At 72.4% G+C, this 14,925-nt stretch carries 15 protein-coding genes; 7 read left to right on the top strand and 8 right to left on the bottom strand.

Annotated features, from left to right (window positions below; all coding sequences use genetic code 11):
• Positions 1 to 79 precede the first annotated feature (79 nt).
• Positions 80 to 415 carry a cupin domain-containing protein gene (locus ACFC1K_RS07660; RefSeq protein ID WP_310284923.1) on the top strand — a complete coding sequence of 112 codons (336 nt, stop codon included), beginning with the start codon at positions 80 to 82 and terminating at the stop codon, positions 413 to 415.
• A gap of 26 nt (positions 416 to 441) precedes the next feature.
• On the opposite strand, the gene ACFC1K_RS07655 is transcribed toward ACFC1K_RS07660, so the two are convergent.
• The 4 genes from ACFC1K_RS07655 to ACFC1K_RS07640 all read right to left on the bottom strand — a co-directional run bounded on the left by ACFC1K_RS07655 (position 442) and on the right by ACFC1K_RS07640 (position 3,869).
• On the bottom strand, positions 442 to 1,530 hold the full coding sequence (locus ACFC1K_RS07655; protein WP_375871106.1) for a DNA glycosylase AlkZ-like family protein: 1,089 nt from the start codon (positions 1,528 to 1,530) through the stop codon (positions 442 to 444).
• Positions 1,527 to 2,144 carry a dihydrofolate reductase family protein gene (locus tag ACFC1K_RS07650; protein ID WP_375871105.1) on the bottom strand — a complete coding sequence of 206 codons (618 nt, stop codon included), beginning with the start codon at positions 2,142 to 2,144 and terminating at the stop codon, positions 1,527 to 1,529. The genes ACFC1K_RS07655 and ACFC1K_RS07650 overlap by 4 nt, the downstream gene beginning before the upstream one ends.
• A 94-nt stretch (positions 2,145 to 2,238) precedes the next feature.
• Positions 2,239 to 3,471: a glycosyltransferase gene (locus tag ACFC1K_RS07645; protein WP_375871104.1), complete on the bottom strand. Its 1,233-nt coding sequence runs from the start codon at positions 3,469 to 3,471 to the stop codon at positions 2,239 to 2,241.
• Positions 3,472 to 3,506: 35 nt separating this feature from the next.
• The gene (locus tag ACFC1K_RS07640; RefSeq protein WP_310245260.1) at positions 3,507 to 3,869 is read right to left on the bottom strand and encodes a helix-turn-helix domain-containing protein; all 363 of its coding nucleotides are present in this window, start codon (positions 3,867 to 3,869) and stop codon (positions 3,507 to 3,509) included.
• 108 nt (positions 3,870 to 3,977) lie between these two features.
• On the opposite strand from ACFC1K_RS07640, the gene ACFC1K_RS07635 reads away from it, so the two are divergent.
• Entirely contained in the window at positions 3,978 to 4,853 is an 876-nt protein-coding gene (locus tag ACFC1K_RS07635; RefSeq protein ID WP_375871103.1) for an SDR family oxidoreductase, read from the top strand.
• Between the two features lie 166 nt (positions 4,854 to 5,019).
• Here ACFC1K_RS07635 and ACFC1K_RS07630 read toward each other — a convergent pair whose 3' ends face one another.
• A complete protein-coding gene (locus tag ACFC1K_RS07630) occupies positions 5,020 to 5,421 on the bottom strand; it encodes a PPOX class F420-dependent oxidoreductase (RefSeq protein WP_310284930.1) in 402 nt (133 codons plus the stop codon).
• Between the two features lie 44 nt (positions 5,422 to 5,465).
• Positions 5,466 to 7,139 (bottom strand): ATP-binding cassette domain-containing protein, encoded by a 1,674-nt coding sequence (locus ACFC1K_RS07625; protein ID WP_375871102.1) that lies wholly within the window; start codon positions 7,137 to 7,139, stop codon positions 5,466 to 5,468.
• Between the two features lie 244 nt (positions 7,140 to 7,383).
• Here ACFC1K_RS07625 and ACFC1K_RS07620 point away from each other — a divergent pair, with 244 nt between their 5' ends.
• Positions 7,384 to 7,959: a DUF2510 domain-containing protein gene (locus ACFC1K_RS07620; protein ID WP_375871101.1), complete on the top strand. Its 576-nt coding sequence runs from the start codon at positions 7,384 to 7,386 to the stop codon at positions 7,957 to 7,959.
• A gap of 10 nt (positions 7,960 to 7,969) precedes the next feature.
• On the opposite strand, the gene ACFC1K_RS07615 is transcribed toward ACFC1K_RS07620, so the two are convergent.
• Entirely contained in the window at positions 7,970 to 8,707 is a 738-nt protein-coding gene (locus tag ACFC1K_RS07615; RefSeq protein ID WP_310284935.1) for a CoA pyrophosphatase, read from the bottom strand.
• 153 nt (positions 8,708 to 8,860) lie between these two features.
• On the opposite strand from ACFC1K_RS07615, the gene ACFC1K_RS07610 reads away from it, so the two are divergent.
• Complete coding sequence (locus ACFC1K_RS07610) at positions 8,861 to 10,489, top strand: FAD-dependent oxidoreductase (RefSeq protein ID WP_375871100.1); 1,629 nt, start codon at positions 8,861 to 8,863, stop codon at positions 10,487 to 10,489.
• Between the two features lie 96 nt (positions 10,490 to 10,585).
• Here the strand turns inward: ACFC1K_RS07610 and ACFC1K_RS07605 are convergent, their stop codons facing one another.
• Positions 10,586 to 11,887: a M18 family aminopeptidase gene (locus ACFC1K_RS07605; protein ID WP_375871099.1), complete on the bottom strand. Its 1,302-nt coding sequence runs from the start codon at positions 11,885 to 11,887 to the stop codon at positions 10,586 to 10,588.
• A 248-nt stretch (positions 11,888 to 12,135) separates the two neighbouring features.
• Here ACFC1K_RS07605 and ACFC1K_RS07600 point away from each other — a divergent pair, with 248 nt between their 5' ends.
• The 3 genes from ACFC1K_RS07600 (at position 12,136) to ACFC1K_RS07590 (ending at position 14,913) form a co-directional block, all read left to right on the top strand.
• Positions 12,136 to 13,122 (top strand): lytic transglycosylase domain-containing protein, encoded by a 987-nt coding sequence (locus tag ACFC1K_RS07600; RefSeq protein ID WP_375871098.1) that lies wholly within the window; start codon positions 12,136 to 12,138, stop codon positions 13,120 to 13,122.
• A gap of 76 nt (positions 13,123 to 13,198) precedes the next feature.
• Positions 13,199 to 13,879, top strand: coding sequence for a response regulator transcription factor (locus ACFC1K_RS07595; RefSeq protein ID WP_375871097.1), 681 nt, complete (start codon positions 13,199 to 13,201; stop codon positions 13,877 to 13,879).
• Entirely contained in the window at positions 13,876 to 14,913 is a 1,038-nt protein-coding gene (locus ACFC1K_RS07590; protein WP_375871096.1) for a sensor histidine kinase, read from the top strand. Before ACFC1K_RS07595 ends, ACFC1K_RS07590 begins: the two co-directional genes overlap by 4 nt.
• The last annotated feature ends 12 nt before the right edge of the window (positions 14,914 to 14,925 follow it).

Below are 14,925 nucleotides of genomic sequence, written 5' to 3'. Positions count from 1 at the left end.
TGATCCCGGACTGAACCCTGTCTCCACGACGACCTGCGCGGGTAGACTCCGGCCTGTCGAGGCGATGGAGGCGACGCGGATGGACAGCACGGATCTGGCCGATCTGATCGACGACCTGACCGCGAAGGCGCGCGATGCGTCGAGCGGGCGCGCCGCGCGCACCATCCGCGGCGGTCATGAGCACGCCCTGCGCGAGACCGTCATCGCGCTGCGCGCCGGGCACGAGCTCGCCGAGCATGAGGCCCCGCACGAGGCCACCCTGCAGGTGCTGCGCGGGCGCGTACGCCTCATCGCCGGCGACGACGCCTGGGACGGGGCATCCGGTGATCACCTCACGGTTCCCCCGCAGCGCCACAGCCTCGCGGCGCTCGAAGACTCGGTCGTGCTGCTGACCGTCTCGAACCGCGTGCCCTGACTCTCCCCGCCGCCCGCGCTACCTGTTCAGGGCAGCCCCGTCACCGAGACGCCGAGCCATTCCGCGAGTTCGGCGATCTCGGCGCGCACCATGTCGGACTCCTCGGGCTCGAACGGCAGGAATTCATGCAGGGCGCTGATCTTGAGCACCTCGCGCTCGCGGTCGACTTCTGCGTCGAGCATGCCGACGAATCGGTCGCCCATCAGGATCGGGTGGGCGAAGAAGCCGTACCGCCGCTGGGCCTTCGGCTTGAACTGCTCGAGCACGTAGGTGAACTCGAACACCTCCTCGAGCCGCTTGCGGTCGAAGAGCAGGCTGTCGTACGGATTCAGGAAGGCGACACGACCGCCGGAGTCCTGCTCGTCGAGCCCGGCGAGGGCTTCGGGGTCGACACGGTACTTCGTGGTGCTGCCCTCGACGACCGCGGGTTCGCCGGTGTCCTTCGCGACGCCGCTCCAGTACCAGTGGGGTTTCGTGAGGCCCGCCGACTGGAGCCGGCGTGCCGCGAGCAGTGCGGCGGCCTCGTCGTCCGTGTACTCGGGCAGGTCCTGCGGGTACACGCGCTCGGCGAGGTCCCACACACGGTGCCGGCCCTCACGCCTGGTGACCGCGACCTCGCCCTGGCGCAGCAGGAAGTCCAGCATGTGGGGCACTTGGTTCGACCCCGACCAGCCGTCGGGCGCGCGGCTCACCTGCGCCGTATCGGGGATGTCGCTCGCGAGCAGCGGACCCTCGGCACGCAGCCGCGCGAGCACGTCGGCGCGGAAGCCGGCATTGGCCTCGAGCCATCGCCGGCTGCTCTCGCGCTGCGGCCACCGCCGCATGGCCGGCAGCATCAGCGGCAGCAGGCTCATCGGCCGGAATGTGCCGTCGAACTCGAAGAGCAGCCGGTCGTCCTCGACGACGTTGCGCAGCTGCCCGGGCTCGTACGACCAGCCGATGCGCGACCACAGCACGGTGTGCTCGCACGGCGCGATCGTGGCGGTCGGGTCGATCTTGATGTAGCCGAGCTGCTCGGCCACCTCGACGACGTCGCCGGGCCGCTCGGCGTCGAGCAGCTGCGCGCGCACCACGATGCGCCGCGCCTGATCCCGCGTGAGCTGACGCGCCGTCACGCGGACTCCGCGGCTTCCGCCGGAAGCACGCGGTACCGGACATGCGTGACGAGCGACGTCGTCCGGCCCGAGATCTGCTCGAGCCGGTACGGGCCGATCCCGTCGAAGAGGCGCAGCCCGCCCCCGATGATGCTCGGCGAGATCTGCAGCGCCAGCTCGTCGACGAGCCCGGCGGCCAGATAGGCGTTCGTCGTCGACACGCCGCCCGCCACGTGGACGTCGCGGTCGCCTGCCGCGTCGCGCGCGCGATCCAGGGCCGCGTGGATGCCGTCGGTCACGAAGTGGAAGGTGGTTCCCCCCTCCATCTCGATCGACTCCCGCGGATAGTGCGTCAGCACGAAGACGGGGGCGTGATAGGGCGGGTTCGGCCCCCACCAGCCCCGCCAGTCGCGGTCCCACGCGCCCCGCACCGGCCCGAACATGTGGCGTCCCATGATGAACGCTCCGGCGTCGACGATCGCGTCGATCTCGGGGCGGTTCTCGTCGGGCGTCTCGAACATCCAGCGGTGCAGCGCGTCCTCGGGCACCTCGCCGAACGGGCGCTCCTCGGTCTGATTGACTCCGGCGCCGATCCCGTCGAGCGAGAGCGACATCGTGGCGACGACGGCGGGCATGCGAACCTCCGATGGGACGTACGGTCGCGCCCCACGCTAGCCCGAGGCGCCGACAGCCCGACAGCCCCCGTCTCGCCCCCCCTCCCGCGGGCGGTCACCCCCGTGTCGCGATGCTCTCCTCGATGACGCGAGCGGATGCTGCAGCACCGTCCTCGTTCGCATAGGCGGCGCGCACGCGCTCGGCCGCGGTGCGCATCCCCTCGTCCGCCAGGAGTCGCCGCACGGCGTCCGCGAGCGCCAGCGTGCCCGCCTGCTTCGGCGTCAGTGCGAGCGCGTTGCCCTGCCTGACGCACTGGTCGACGTTCCAGACCTGCTCGGGCTGGAGCCCCATGCCCACGAACGGGATTCCGGCAGCGCAGGCCGTCTGCACGGTTCCCTGCCCGCCGTGGAGCACCGCCGCGTCGACGAGCCCGCCGAGGCGGTGCGCCGGCAGGAGCCCGGTCACGTGGACGTTCGGAGGCAGAGCGTCGGCGTCCCGCAGGTAGTGCCGCACCGGCGCGATCACATTCACGCGAAGCGTGCCGAGCTGCGATGCGGCCGCGAGCACCATGTCCCGGTTCGCCGACGAGCCGAGCCCGAGGTAGACGAGCGGCTCGGAGCGCTCCGCGAGCTCGGTCACGAGCGGCGGCATCGGCGCGTCGATGTGGGCGAAGATCGGCCCGACCCGCTGGTAGGCGGCGGGGAGCGTGTAGCCCTCGAGTTCCCAGGGCATCACGGTGAGGAGGTTGTGGTCGGCCTCGAGCAGCGACACCACGGTCGTGAGAGGCGGCACGCCGTTGGCGTTCGCAACCCGGCCGAACGCCCGGGGCGCGAGCGGCCGCCGGTTGTACGCCAGGCGCAGCGCGCTCGTCGCCACGCGGTCGAGCGCGTGGGCGATCCGACCGCTCCCCCGCACCATCCCGAGTCGCGCGGTCTGGGCGACCTGCGGGCGAGTCAGCGCGAACGGCACCGGATAGAACAACGGCACCTTCTCTGCCCGCGCCGAGATCATCGACGTCACGTTCGATCCGATCACGACGGCTGCGGCATCCGTCTGCCGGATCAGCGCGCGCTCGGCGTCCACCCGCGCGGACACCAGCTCGTCGGTGAGCGGACTGCGCAGCGTCTTGCCCTGGTCGAACCGCATCAGCTGCTCGCGCTGCGCGGCGCTCATCGAAGGCTCGGTCGAGCGGTAGTCGAAGCCCGCGTCGGTGATCAGATGCGCGAAGTCCAGCTCGTACCCCATGAACACGGGCCGATGCGCGGGATCGAGGGCCCGCGCCACCTCGATCATGCGCGTCACCTCGGCGAGGTTGAACGTCACGGGGCAGAAGAGGACGGTCGCCATGCCGTCATCCTGGCAGGCGGGCAACCCGGGGCGTCTCAGCGCTCGACGATGTCGCCCGCGTGGACGCCGATCCACGCCATGAGCGGCATCATGCGCTCCATCAGCTCGTCGCCAAGAGGTGTCAACGAGTACTCGACGCGCGGCGGCACCTCGGGATAAGACGTGCGCGCGACGAAACCGTCCTTCTCGAGGGTGCGCAGCGTCGAGGCGAGCATCTTCTCGCTGATGCCCTCGACGGTGCGACGCAGCTCGCCCCACCGGATCGTGCCCTCGGTGAGGGCCATGAGCACGAGCACACCCCACTTGCTCATGACGTGGTCGAGGACGACCCGCGTCGGGCACGCCTCGTCGAAGACGCCGGGAATCTCTGCCCGGATTTCTGCAAAACTCACCACCACGTGGGTACCTTACCTCAAAGTGGGTACCCTCCGACCGGAATGCGCTCGATCGTCGCCGGCGTTGGCGTGGGTGAGTGCGCGATGCGCCTCCCCACCGAAAGGACACCCATGACCATCCTCGTGACCGCCGCCGGCGGACAGCTCGGCCACCTCGTCATCGATGCGCTCCTCGAGCGTGGCGTCGCCCCGGCGGACATCGTCGCCGGCGCCCGCACGACCTCGAAGGTTGCGGATCTCGCGGACCGCGGCATCCGTGTCGTCACGCTCGACTACAACGCTCCCGAGTCCGTCGCCGCCGCGCTCGAGGGCGTCGACGCCGTGCTGCTCATCTCGGGATCCGAGCCGGGCCGGCGCTACGACGGCCACGTGAACGTGATCGACGCGGCGAAGGCCGCGGGCACCGCGAAGGTCGTGTACACCAGCCTCGCGCACGCCGACTCCGTCGATTTCGTGCTCGCACCCGAGCACAAGGCGACCGAGGAGTACCTCGCCGCCAGCGGCGTCCCCGCCGTCGTGCTGCGCAACAACTGGTACACCGAGAACTACACGCCCGACGTGCTGCGTGCCGCCGAGACCGGTGTGGTCGCCGCATCCGTCGGCGACGCGACCGTCGCCGCCGCGAGCCGTGCCGACTACGCCGAGGCCGCGGCCGTCGTGCTCACCGAGGACGGCCACCTGGGCCGCACCTACGAGCTCTCGGGCGACACCGCCGTGTCGTACGCCGACCTCGCCGCCGCCGCCGCCGAGGTGCTCGGCCGCGACGTGGCCTATGTGTCGGTCTCTCGCGAGCAGCTCGAGGCGGCTCTCGCCGAGGCTGGGCTCGATGCGGGCACCGTCGGCTTCGTCGCCGAGATGGAGGCCGGCATCGCGCGCGGCGTGCTGGCCGACGCCGACCCGACGCTCGCGCGCCTGATCGGCCGCCCCACCACGCCCGTCGCCGACGGCCTGCGCGCCGCCGTGGAGGCGTCGCGCGTCAACGCCTGACTCCGCACGACGAGGATCGGGACGGATGCCGCAGCCCGCGGCATCCGTCCCGTCCGCCGTCTCGCCGAGTCGAGGCATTCTCGCCGAGACCGAGGGCGAGGTCCCCGGTTTCGTCCCGGATACCTTGGCTCGACGAGACCGACGCCAGGGAGGGCGTCGGCGCGCCCTACTGCTGGGTCGCGCGGTCGATCGACATGACGAGGATCACGCGGTCCTCCTTGTCGCGCGGCGGCGTCGAGCTCGGGTTGCCGTAGCGGTTCTGCAGCCGCACGTAGAACGCGCCGTCAGGGTCGGGGACGACGTCGACGAGCTTGCCCGCGACCTCGAGGTACCGGAAGGGCGAGTCGGGGTCGATGATCGACAGCGACATCGACGGGTTGTGCTGCAGGTTGCGGTACTTCTGCCGGTAGTTCGTGTGCGTGAACCGGACGTGCTCGCCGTCGAACTCGAACCACATCGGGTTGACCTGCACGGTGTCGTTGGGCCGGATGGTCCCGAGGTGCGCGTACACCGGGAGCTCGAGCAGGTGGCGGCGGTCAGCGGGGACGATGTCGTCGACGTGGGGCATGGCTCCAGTCTGCCGTGGCCCCCGCGGGCGAGGGTCGAACGGCGTCACACGCGCACCTCCAGGTCGATGCGGTCCCACTCGCCGACGTCGCGGAGCAGTTGCCGGTCATGCGTGGACACGACCACGGCCGCATCCGTCGCCTGCAGCGCCGCCGTCAGCTCGTCGACGAGCGTGAACGAGAGGTGGTTCGTGGGCTCGTCGAGGAGCAGCACGTGCGGGCGCACCGCGAGGGCGAGCGCGAGATCGAGCCTGCGCACCTGCCCCATCGACAGCTCCCCGACGCGGCGCCCGGTCTCCCGCGACGTGAGCAGCCCGAGCGCACTCAGCCCCGTCGCCTGCGACGCCGCGAGCGCGCCCGACGCGACCGCCTTCCCGATCCGCTCGTCATAGAGCTCGGATGCGCGACGGTCGGGATCGAGCACGGACTCCTGACGCAGCAGGGAGAGACGGATGCTCCCGCCCCGGCGCACCGCGCCCGCCAGGGCACCCGCTTCCGGGGCCGCAGCGTTCGCGTGGTCGGAATCGACGGCGCCGGCCAGCGCCGCCAGCAGCGTCGACTTGCCGGCGCCGTTGGGGCCGGTGACGACGACCCGCGCGCCGCTGTGGAGCACCAGCGAGACAGGCCGCGGCATCCGTCCGTCCAGGTGCACGTCCTCGGCGACCAGCAGCGCCGCCCCGCCGCGGGACGGGAGCCCCGGGAATGCGAACCGCATCGGCGGCGGGGGCACGGTGACCGCGTGCGCCTCGAGCGCGGCGCGGCGGCGGTGCACCGTCTGCGTGATGCCCGCGGCGCGGGTGGCCCGCCCGTGCTTCGGCGATCCCTTCTCCGGTCGCCAGCCGGTCACGAGCCGGTTCTGCGCCGCGCTCAGGTCGTCCTGCAGCCGTGTCCGCTCGGCCTGCTCGCGGTCGTACAGCTGCTCCCAGCGCTCACGTTCGGCCTCGCGCCCTTCGCGGTAGGCGTCGAAGCCGCCGTACACGCGCGGACGATCGTCGGACGTCGGGTCGAGGTCGAGGAACGTGTCGGCCACATCGGCGAGCAGCGCACGATCGTGGCTGACGACGACGATGCCGCCGGCCCGCGCGCGCAGCTGCGCCGTGAGGAAGTCGAGGCTGTGCCGGTCGAGGTGGTTGGTCGGCTCGTCCAGCAGCAGGAAGTCGTGGTCCGCGCCCAGCAGGCACGCGAGACGCACGCGATAGCGCTGCCCCACGGAGAGTTCCGCAAGCGGCCTCGTGCGGTCCGTCTCGGCCCCGAGCGCCTCGAGCGCGACCTCGACGCGCCGCTCGGCGTCCCAGGCGTCCAGCGAGACGGCGCGTTCGAGCGCCTCCGCGTACCCGTCGGCGGCGGCGCCCGTCGGGTCATCCGTGCTGAGGACGACGGATGCCTCGTCCAACGCATGGAGAGCGGCGAGGGCGTCGGCGATGGCCTCGGCCACGGCGTCGCCCACCGTCCGGCGATCGCCCTTCGGCATCTCCTGCTCGGCGAGCGCGAGGGTGCCCACGCGCGCGATCTCGCCCCCGTCGGGCACGAGCACGCCGGCGAGCAGGTGCAGCAGCGTGGACTTGCCACGGCCGTTCTCGCCGACGATCGCCATACGCGAGGAGGGCGTGACCACGAGATCGACGTCGTTCAGGATCCGGTGGCCCGCACGCGAGAACGAGACGCGCGCGGCGGTGAGTTGAGCGCGGTCGCGCGCAGGAGTGTGCGTGAGGGAAGGCATGTGGTGTGTCCACTTCCGAGACCGAGGTCTCTGCGGGCACGCCGGGCCGGGGGCGCGCGCGTGCGGATGATCTGACGGAAGGCCCGGGAAGGGCCGGATGCTGCGGGCACGCGTCGCTCGGATGACTCGACGAGCGACGTGCGGGCGTGGCCGCTCCGTCGGATCAGATGAAGAAGTAGAAATGCACGGGTCGAGCATAACCGCCCCGGCTGGACACCGCCCGGGCACGAACTACGCTCGGACCATGGCGACGCAGCCCGCACCGGGGTGGTACGACGACGGCTCCGGCAAGCAGCGCTGGTGGGACGGCACGCACTGGACCGACCAGTACATCGACCTGCGCGAGCACGCCACCGAGCTGCGGACGGACGCCGGCCCCGCCGCCTCCGGCCAGGCGCAGCCAGGCTGGTACGACGACCAGCGCGGGCGCACCCGCTGGTGGGACGGCCGGCGCTGGACCGGCGAGGTGCGCTACAGCGGCCAGGAGCAGGACTTCGCCGGCGTGGTGATCGACGGCCGGTGGATCCACTTCGGCGACCTGAGCCAGCCGGTGAGCGAGATCGCCGCCTCGGCGGACTCGGGCGATGCGCTGCTGCGACGCCCGGAGTTCACGAAGGCGGCGGTCGAGCGGCGGATGTTCGGGCCGGCCGGTCCCATCACGCCGCGCACGCTCAACCGGGCGATCAATCGTGCCGCGCCGCACCTCGTGGTCGCCGGCTCGCAGCTGTGGGTCGTGCCGTTCCCGCCGGCGCGCGATGCCGAGGCCCGGCGCTTCATCACCTGGGTGAACAGCAGCGCCGATCACTACCGCTACCGCTGACGGCCCGTGGTCAGTCGGGAACCGTGAGGGGGAGCTCTCGCTCCTCGTCCCACGGCTCGGTCCAGCCGAGGCGGTCGAACAGCGCGTCGAGCACCATGCCGGTGAACCCCCACACCAGGTGCTCTCCGGTCGCATGCCGCACCAGGAATCCCGGGCCCCGCCACTCCTGGCCGGCGCGGCGGATCACCGTGACGCCGCGGTTCGCCGGGTTCAGCAGGTCGGCGACGGGCGCGCGGAAGACGTCGGCGGACTCCGCCTCGTCGACGACGCGGACCGGTGACGGATGCCGCCACCACGCCAGCACCGGAGTCACCACGTGCTGCGAGAAGGCGAGGGGGATGTCGACGAGCTCGCCCAGCACCTCGACACCGGCGGGGTCGAGGCCGGTCTCCTCCTGCGCCTCGCGCAGCGCCGCGGCCACGGGGCCGTCGTCGCCCGGATCGAGACGGCCGCCCGGGAACGCGACCTGGCCCGGGTGCGCGCGCAGCGTCGTCGCGCGCGACAGGAGCAGGACGTCGAGGTCTCGCGACACCGCGTGGGCCTGCGCGTCGTGGTCGCTGGGGAGCGTGTCGAGCACCCCGAAGAGCATGAGCACCGCCGCCGGGCGGGGATCGGCGGGTGAGGGCAGATCGAGCAGCGCGCCCGCGCCGGTCGCGGACGCGTCGGCGAGCGCGGCGAGCTGGGCACGCGCACCGAGGGCGAGACCTGGACGTGCCTCGCCGGTCTGCGGAGTCGACGGCTGCGGCATCCGTTCAGGCTACGCCGCATCGACGACACGCGGTCGCTGCTGAGGGAACCTTGTGTTGACCGCCGCTCGGCCGCGCCGCTACGTTCGCCCCGTGGCGCACCGGCGCCATCGGGCGCGCCGCGCCCCGTGTGCCTGCGCTGCTGGGGAGCCCGCATGATCACCGTCGATGGCCTGCGGGCCCTGCACGTCTTCGCTGAGGTGCCCGACGCGGCCCTCGCCTACCTCGCCGGCGCGGTCGAGGACATCCGCCTCGTGACGGGAGAGTACTTCGCGCACGAGGGTGACGCTCGGGCCCTGTTCGTCGTGGTCGAAGGGCTCGCGGAGATCACGAAGGTCGTCAATGGCGAGGAGCGCGTGATCGGCACGCGCCGGCCGGGTCAGTTCTTCGGCGAGGTGCCGATGACCCTCAGCACGCCGTTTCCGGCGAGCGGCCGCGCCGGGGAGCCGACGCGCGTGCTCAAACTCGAGCCCGCGGTCTACTACTCCCTCGCCGCGGCCGCGCCGTCGGTGCCCGACCGGGTCGCGGGGCTCGCGCGGCGCTACCTGGACTCGCTGCAGACCATGGCCGCCGAGCAGCACGAGTACGAGGTGCGGCTCATCCATCCGCGGCGCAGCGCCCGCGCGCACCGCGTGATCGGGTTCCTCACGCGCAACCAGGTCGACTTCGAGCCCGTGGACGTGGATGCCGCCGCTGACGCCACGCAATACCCGGTGCTCGAGCTTGCGAGCGGCACGCGGTTCGAGAATCCGACGATGCGCGAGATCGCCGAGGCGGTCGGGCTCGATGTGATGCCCGCCGCCGGTCACTACGACGTCGTGATCCTGGGCGCCGGCCCCGCCGGTCTCACGGCCGCCGTGAACGCCGCCGCCGAGGGTCTGCGGACGCTCGTCGTCGAGACCTTCGCCCCCGGTGGCCAGGCGGGCACCTCGACGCGGATCGAGAACTACACCGGCTTCCCGTTCGGCATCTCGGGAGACGACCTCGCCAGACGCGCCTTCACGCAGGCGAAGCGGCTGGGCGCGGAGATCGTGGTCACGCGCACGGTCGAGGCACTGGACCCGCAGACGCGCGAGCTGACACTCGACGGCGGCGACGTCGTGCGCGCCGAGGTCGTCATCCTCGCCATGGGCGTGGTGTGGCGCACGCTCCCGGTCGAGGGCGTCGAGCGTTTCCTCGGCAGCGGCGTCTACTACGGCGCCGCGCGCAGCGACTCGGCCGTGGCGCAGGGTGCCGACGTCTGCATCATCGGCGCCGGGAACTCGGCCGGGCAGGCGGCGCTGTTCTTCAGCAGGCACGCACGGTCGGTCACGATGCTCGTGCGCGGCGAGTCCCTCGAGGCGAGCATGTCGCGCTACCTCATCGACCAGATCGCGGCGATCCCGGCCATCCGCGTTGAGACCCGCAGCGAGGTGGTCGGACTGCACGGTGCCGATGCGCTCCGAGCCGCCGACATCGCCGACCGGCGCACGGGCGCCGTCGAGGAGCGCGACGTCGACGTGCTCTTCGTCATGATCGGGGCCGACGCCGAGACCGCGTGGCTGCCGGCCGAGATCGCGCGCGACGCCCGGGGGTTCGTGCTCACCGGAGCGGATGCGGCCGAATCAGGCTCGTGGCGCGAGGCGCGCCGCCCGTTCGCCCTCGAGACGACCGTGCCCGGCGTCTTCGCGATCGGCGACGTGCGGTCGGGCTCGGTGAAGCGCGTCGTCGCGGGCGTCGGCGAGGGCGGCGCGTCGATCGCGTTCACGCACCAGTACCTCGCGCTCGGCGCGCCCGGCACCTGACGCCGTGCACAGAATCGGAGGATTCGCGCGACGCGCCGGGTCGCGGCATCCATCTCCCGGCGTGCCGTCTACAACCTCCGACGCTGTGTTGCCGGGTTAGCCGCGGAAGTAGGTCTCCGCGACGCGGGCGAGGTCCCATAGGTCGCTCACGCCGGCGAGCTCGCGTGCCGAGTGCATGGAGAGGATCGGGATGCCGACGTCCACGGTGCGGATGCCGAGGCGAGTCGCCGTGATCGGGCCGATCGTCGAGCCGCACGGCACCGCGTTGTTCGAGACGAACTCCTGGCTGGTGACGCCCGCCGCGGCGCACCAGCCGTTCCAGGCGGCCGCGCCCGCGGCATCCGTGGCGTACCGCTGGTTGGCGTTGATCTTGAGGATCGGGCCGGAGCCGAGCACGGGCTGCACGACGGGGTCGTGCTTGTCGGCGTAGTTGGGGTGCACCGAATGGCCCACGTCGCTCGAGACGCACCAGGACGCGGCGAGCGCACGCAGCTGCTGCTCGCGGTCGGCGCCCAGCGACAGCCACAGCCGCTCGAGCACGTCGGACAGGAAGGGACCGGCCGCGCCCGACCGGGTGCCCGAGCCGACCTCTTCGTGATCGAAGACGGCGAGCATCGCGATGTGGTCGGCGTCGTGCCCGTCGGCCGCACGCTCGAGCGCGACGACGCCGGCGTGCACGGACGCGAGGTCGTCGAGGCGTCCGGAGGCGAAGAACACATCGTCGCGCCCGAAGGTCGCGCCGCGCGCGGCGTCAGCGGTGACGACGTCGTAGCCGCGGATGCGCGCGGCGTCGACGCCGGCCTCGCGGGCGAGCTCGTCGAGGATGTCGGCGGACTCCGCCTCGCCGAGGCCCCACACCGGCTGGGTCTGCGACTGCTTGTCGAGGGCGAGGTGATCGTTGACCTCTCGATCGAGGTGGATCGCGAGCTGCGGCAGCCGCAGCAGCGGGCCCGTCGCGGCGAGCACGGCCGTGCCGTCGTCGAGCACGAGGCGACCCGCCAGACGCAGTTCCCGGTCGAGCCACGAGTTCAGGAGCGGGCCGCCGTAGATCTCGACGCCGGCCTGCAGCCAGCCGAGCTTGCCGGTGGTCGGCTTGGGCTTGAGCTTGAACCCCGGCGAGTCGCTGTGGGCGCCGAAGATGCGCACACCGGTCGACGCCGACGCGCCCTGCGGCACCACCCACGCGATCGCCGCGCCGTCGCGCACCACGACGTACTTCCCACCGGCGGGAGCCGGCCACCCGGCCGCCTCGTCGAGACGCGTGAACCCCGCGTCCTCGAGGCGTCTCGCGACCTCGGCAGCGGCGTGGAAGCTCGACGGCGACGCCGCCACGAACGCGGCGAGATCGTCGGCGTGCGCGAGGGCTGCGGGGCGGGCGGGAGCGGTGGACGAGGGCACGGATGGGCCTCCTGTAGAGGTGCGACGGGTGCTTCGATCGTAGTTCGGAGGACCCTCCCAGGCGGCGCCGCAGACCGGGATCCGACCTCTTGATCTGGCCTTTTCGAACATTCCACTCACATGTAACGTTCAGGTAACGCACCGGAAGCGTCCAGAAAGGCCCGGGAGACTCGGGGACTTGTGCCCGCCCGAACGGTCACGACGCGCCTCCCGAAGGCGCATTTCGCTGATACGGAACCCGGTCTTACATGCGCTCCCACACGTCGTTTCCGCCCGCCCGCCGCACTCTCCGCCGCGCCGAACGCCGCCTCCGCCGCCGCCCGGTGCTGGTCGCGGCGACACTCGCGGTCGGCGTGCTGGCCACCGCCGCGTTCAGCACGGCGACCCCCGCCTCGCAGGCCGAGGCCTCCGGTTCGCTGACCGATTTCGCGCTGGCCTCGTACTCCACCGCCTCCGTCACGGCGGAGGCCGCTGCCGCGCCGAGCGACTTCGACAAGACCGTGGCCGACGCGAGCGCCGCGGTGTCTGCGGCGACGACCGTCTCGTCCGACATCGCCGCGTCGGGCCTCGACGTCGGCACGGCCGACACGACCGTCGACACCGCGGAGCTCGAGGGCGCCGTCGCTCAGCTGAAGCGCGCGCAGTCGCTCCCGGCCGAGTACACGACGGAGGTCACGGATGCCGTGACCACCCTCACCGCGTCGGTCAACGAGCAGGCGCAGGGACTGCGCGGCAAGCTCGACGCCGCGATCGCGCTCAAGGCGCAGCGCGAGGCGGAGGAGAAGGCCCGCAAGGAGGCCGAGGCCGCCGCAGCCGCCAAGGCCGCCGAGGAGGCCGCCGCCGCGGCTGCAGCGAAGAAGTCGTCGGCGCCGCGTTCGTCCGGCGGCGGTGCGCCGGTGTTCGCCACCGGCGGCGCCGTGGGCGGCACCAGCCCGGCCGACGCCCAGGCGACCGCTCGATCGATGCTCGGAGGCTACGGCTGGGGCGACGACCAGTTCGGCTGCCTCGTGTCGCTGTGGAACAAGGAGTCGGGCTGGAACTACCAGGCCTACAACCGCGGCAGCGGCGCCTACGGCATCCCGCAGGCCCTGCCCGGCAGCAAGATGGGCAGCGCCGGCGCCGACTGGCAGACCAACCCGGCGACGCAGATCGCGTGGGGCCTCGGCTACATCTCGGGCCGCTACGGCAGCCCCTGCGGCGCGTGGAGCCACTCGCAGTCGACCGGCTGGTACTGATCACCGCCGCGAAGCTCATAGGCGATCCATAGCGCTCGCCTGACAGCCTCGAAGAGGGCACGTCCAGACTGTGGACGTGCCCTCTTCGTCGTCTCCGCCGTCGCTCGCGCCGCGCCTGCTGTACGTCGAGGACGAGGCCGAGATCGCCGGCATCGTCGTCGAGATGCTGGGCGACGAATACGACGTCGACCACGCGTCGACGGGCGAGGAGGGCCTGCGCCTTGCACTCGGTCGCCGCTACGACGTGATCGTGGTCGATCGCCGTCTGCCCGGGATGTCGGGCGTCGAACTCGTCGGCGCGGTCCGCACGGCGCGCATCGCGACGCCCGCACTCATGCTCACGGCGCTCGGCGCGGTCGACGACCGCGTGACCGGGCTCGACGCCGGCGCCGACGACTACCTCGTGAAGCCGTTCGACGTCGCCGAGCTGCGCGCCCGGCTGCGCGCGCTCCGCCGCGGGCGCGGAGCCGGTGACCGCCGCGAGCTCGGCGACTGGGTGTTCACGCCGGCCTCGCAGGCGCTCTACTCCCCCGCCGACGGCCGCATCCCGCTCACGCAGGCCGAGTCCGAGCTGCTGGAACTGCTGACCTCGAGCCCCGAGCACGTGTTCTCGCGCGACGAGATCCTCGCTCACGTGTTCCCCGGCGGCTCGGCCGCCACCGTCGACACCTACGTGCACTACGTGCGCCGCAAGTCGACGCCCGAGATCATCGAGACCGTCCGCACGCGCGGGTATCGCAGCGGGACGCCCCGATGAGCGAGCGGACGGATGCTGCGACCGCCGCCGACCGGCGGCGCGTGCAGCAGGCTGCCCTGCGTGCCGGGGTCTGGGTGGCCGTCGCCGCGGCGGCGGTCGTCGCGATCATCACCACCGTCATCGTCGCCGTGATGTTCGCGACCTCACGGCCCGAGCATGGTCCGCCGCACCCCGGTCCGGGCGGCGGGGGCTGGGACGGACCGGGGGATCGCGTGATCGACCTCGACGACGTCGTTCCCCTCGCGATCCTCGTCGGGCTGATCGGCGTCGTCGCGCTGGGATTCGTCGCGTGGTGGGCGTCCAAGCGGGCGGCGCAGCCGCTGGCGGACGCCCTCGAGGTGCAGCGCGCCTTCGTCGCCGACGCCAGCCACGAGTTGCGCACTCCCCTCACGACCCTGACGAGCCGCATCCAGCTCGCGCAGTATCGGGTCGAACGCGGTGGCGACGTCGACGCCGTCCTCGCCGATCTGCGCCGCGACGCGGCGGTGATGGACGCGGTGCTCACCGACCTGCTGCTCACGGCCGAGACCGCCGGCGCCCACGCCGGGGACGACGACGCCGTGGCATCGGTCGCCGCCGCCGCGCACGACGCCATCGCCGTCATCGAGCCGAGAGCGGTCGAGCGCGGCGTCGCGCTCGTCGCTGAGGCATCCGCGGATCTGCACGTCGCCGCCGACCCCACGTCGCTGACGCGGGCGCTGATGGCGCTCCTCGACAATGCGGTGCGCTACTCCCCCGCCGGCTCGACGATCACGGTCCGCGCACGACCCGCCGGGCGCCGCGTCGAGATCAGGGTGGTCGATGAGGGCAGCGGCATCGCCGGCATGGACCCCGATCGACTGTTCGACCGCTTCGCCCGTTCGAACGACGCGCCGCGCGATGGCGGGCGCCGCGGGTTCGGGCTCGGCCTCGCGCTCGTGCGCGACATCGTCGCGCGCTTCGACGGCGGCGTACGCGTCGAGAACACGTCGCCCGCCGGCACGACGTTCCTGCTGGATCTGCCGTCGGGCGGCCGGCGCACGCGCGAACGCTGAGGATGACGCGGC

It is taken from the genome of Microbacterium sp. NPDC056057, from assembly GCF_042266945.1.
Classification (GTDB): domain Bacteria; phylum Actinomycetota; class Actinomycetes; order Actinomycetales; family Microbacteriaceae; genus Microbacterium; species Microbacterium trichothecenolyticum_C.
Note: the sequence above shows the minus strand (reverse complement) of the source record. Positions and strands in the feature narration are given on the sequence as shown.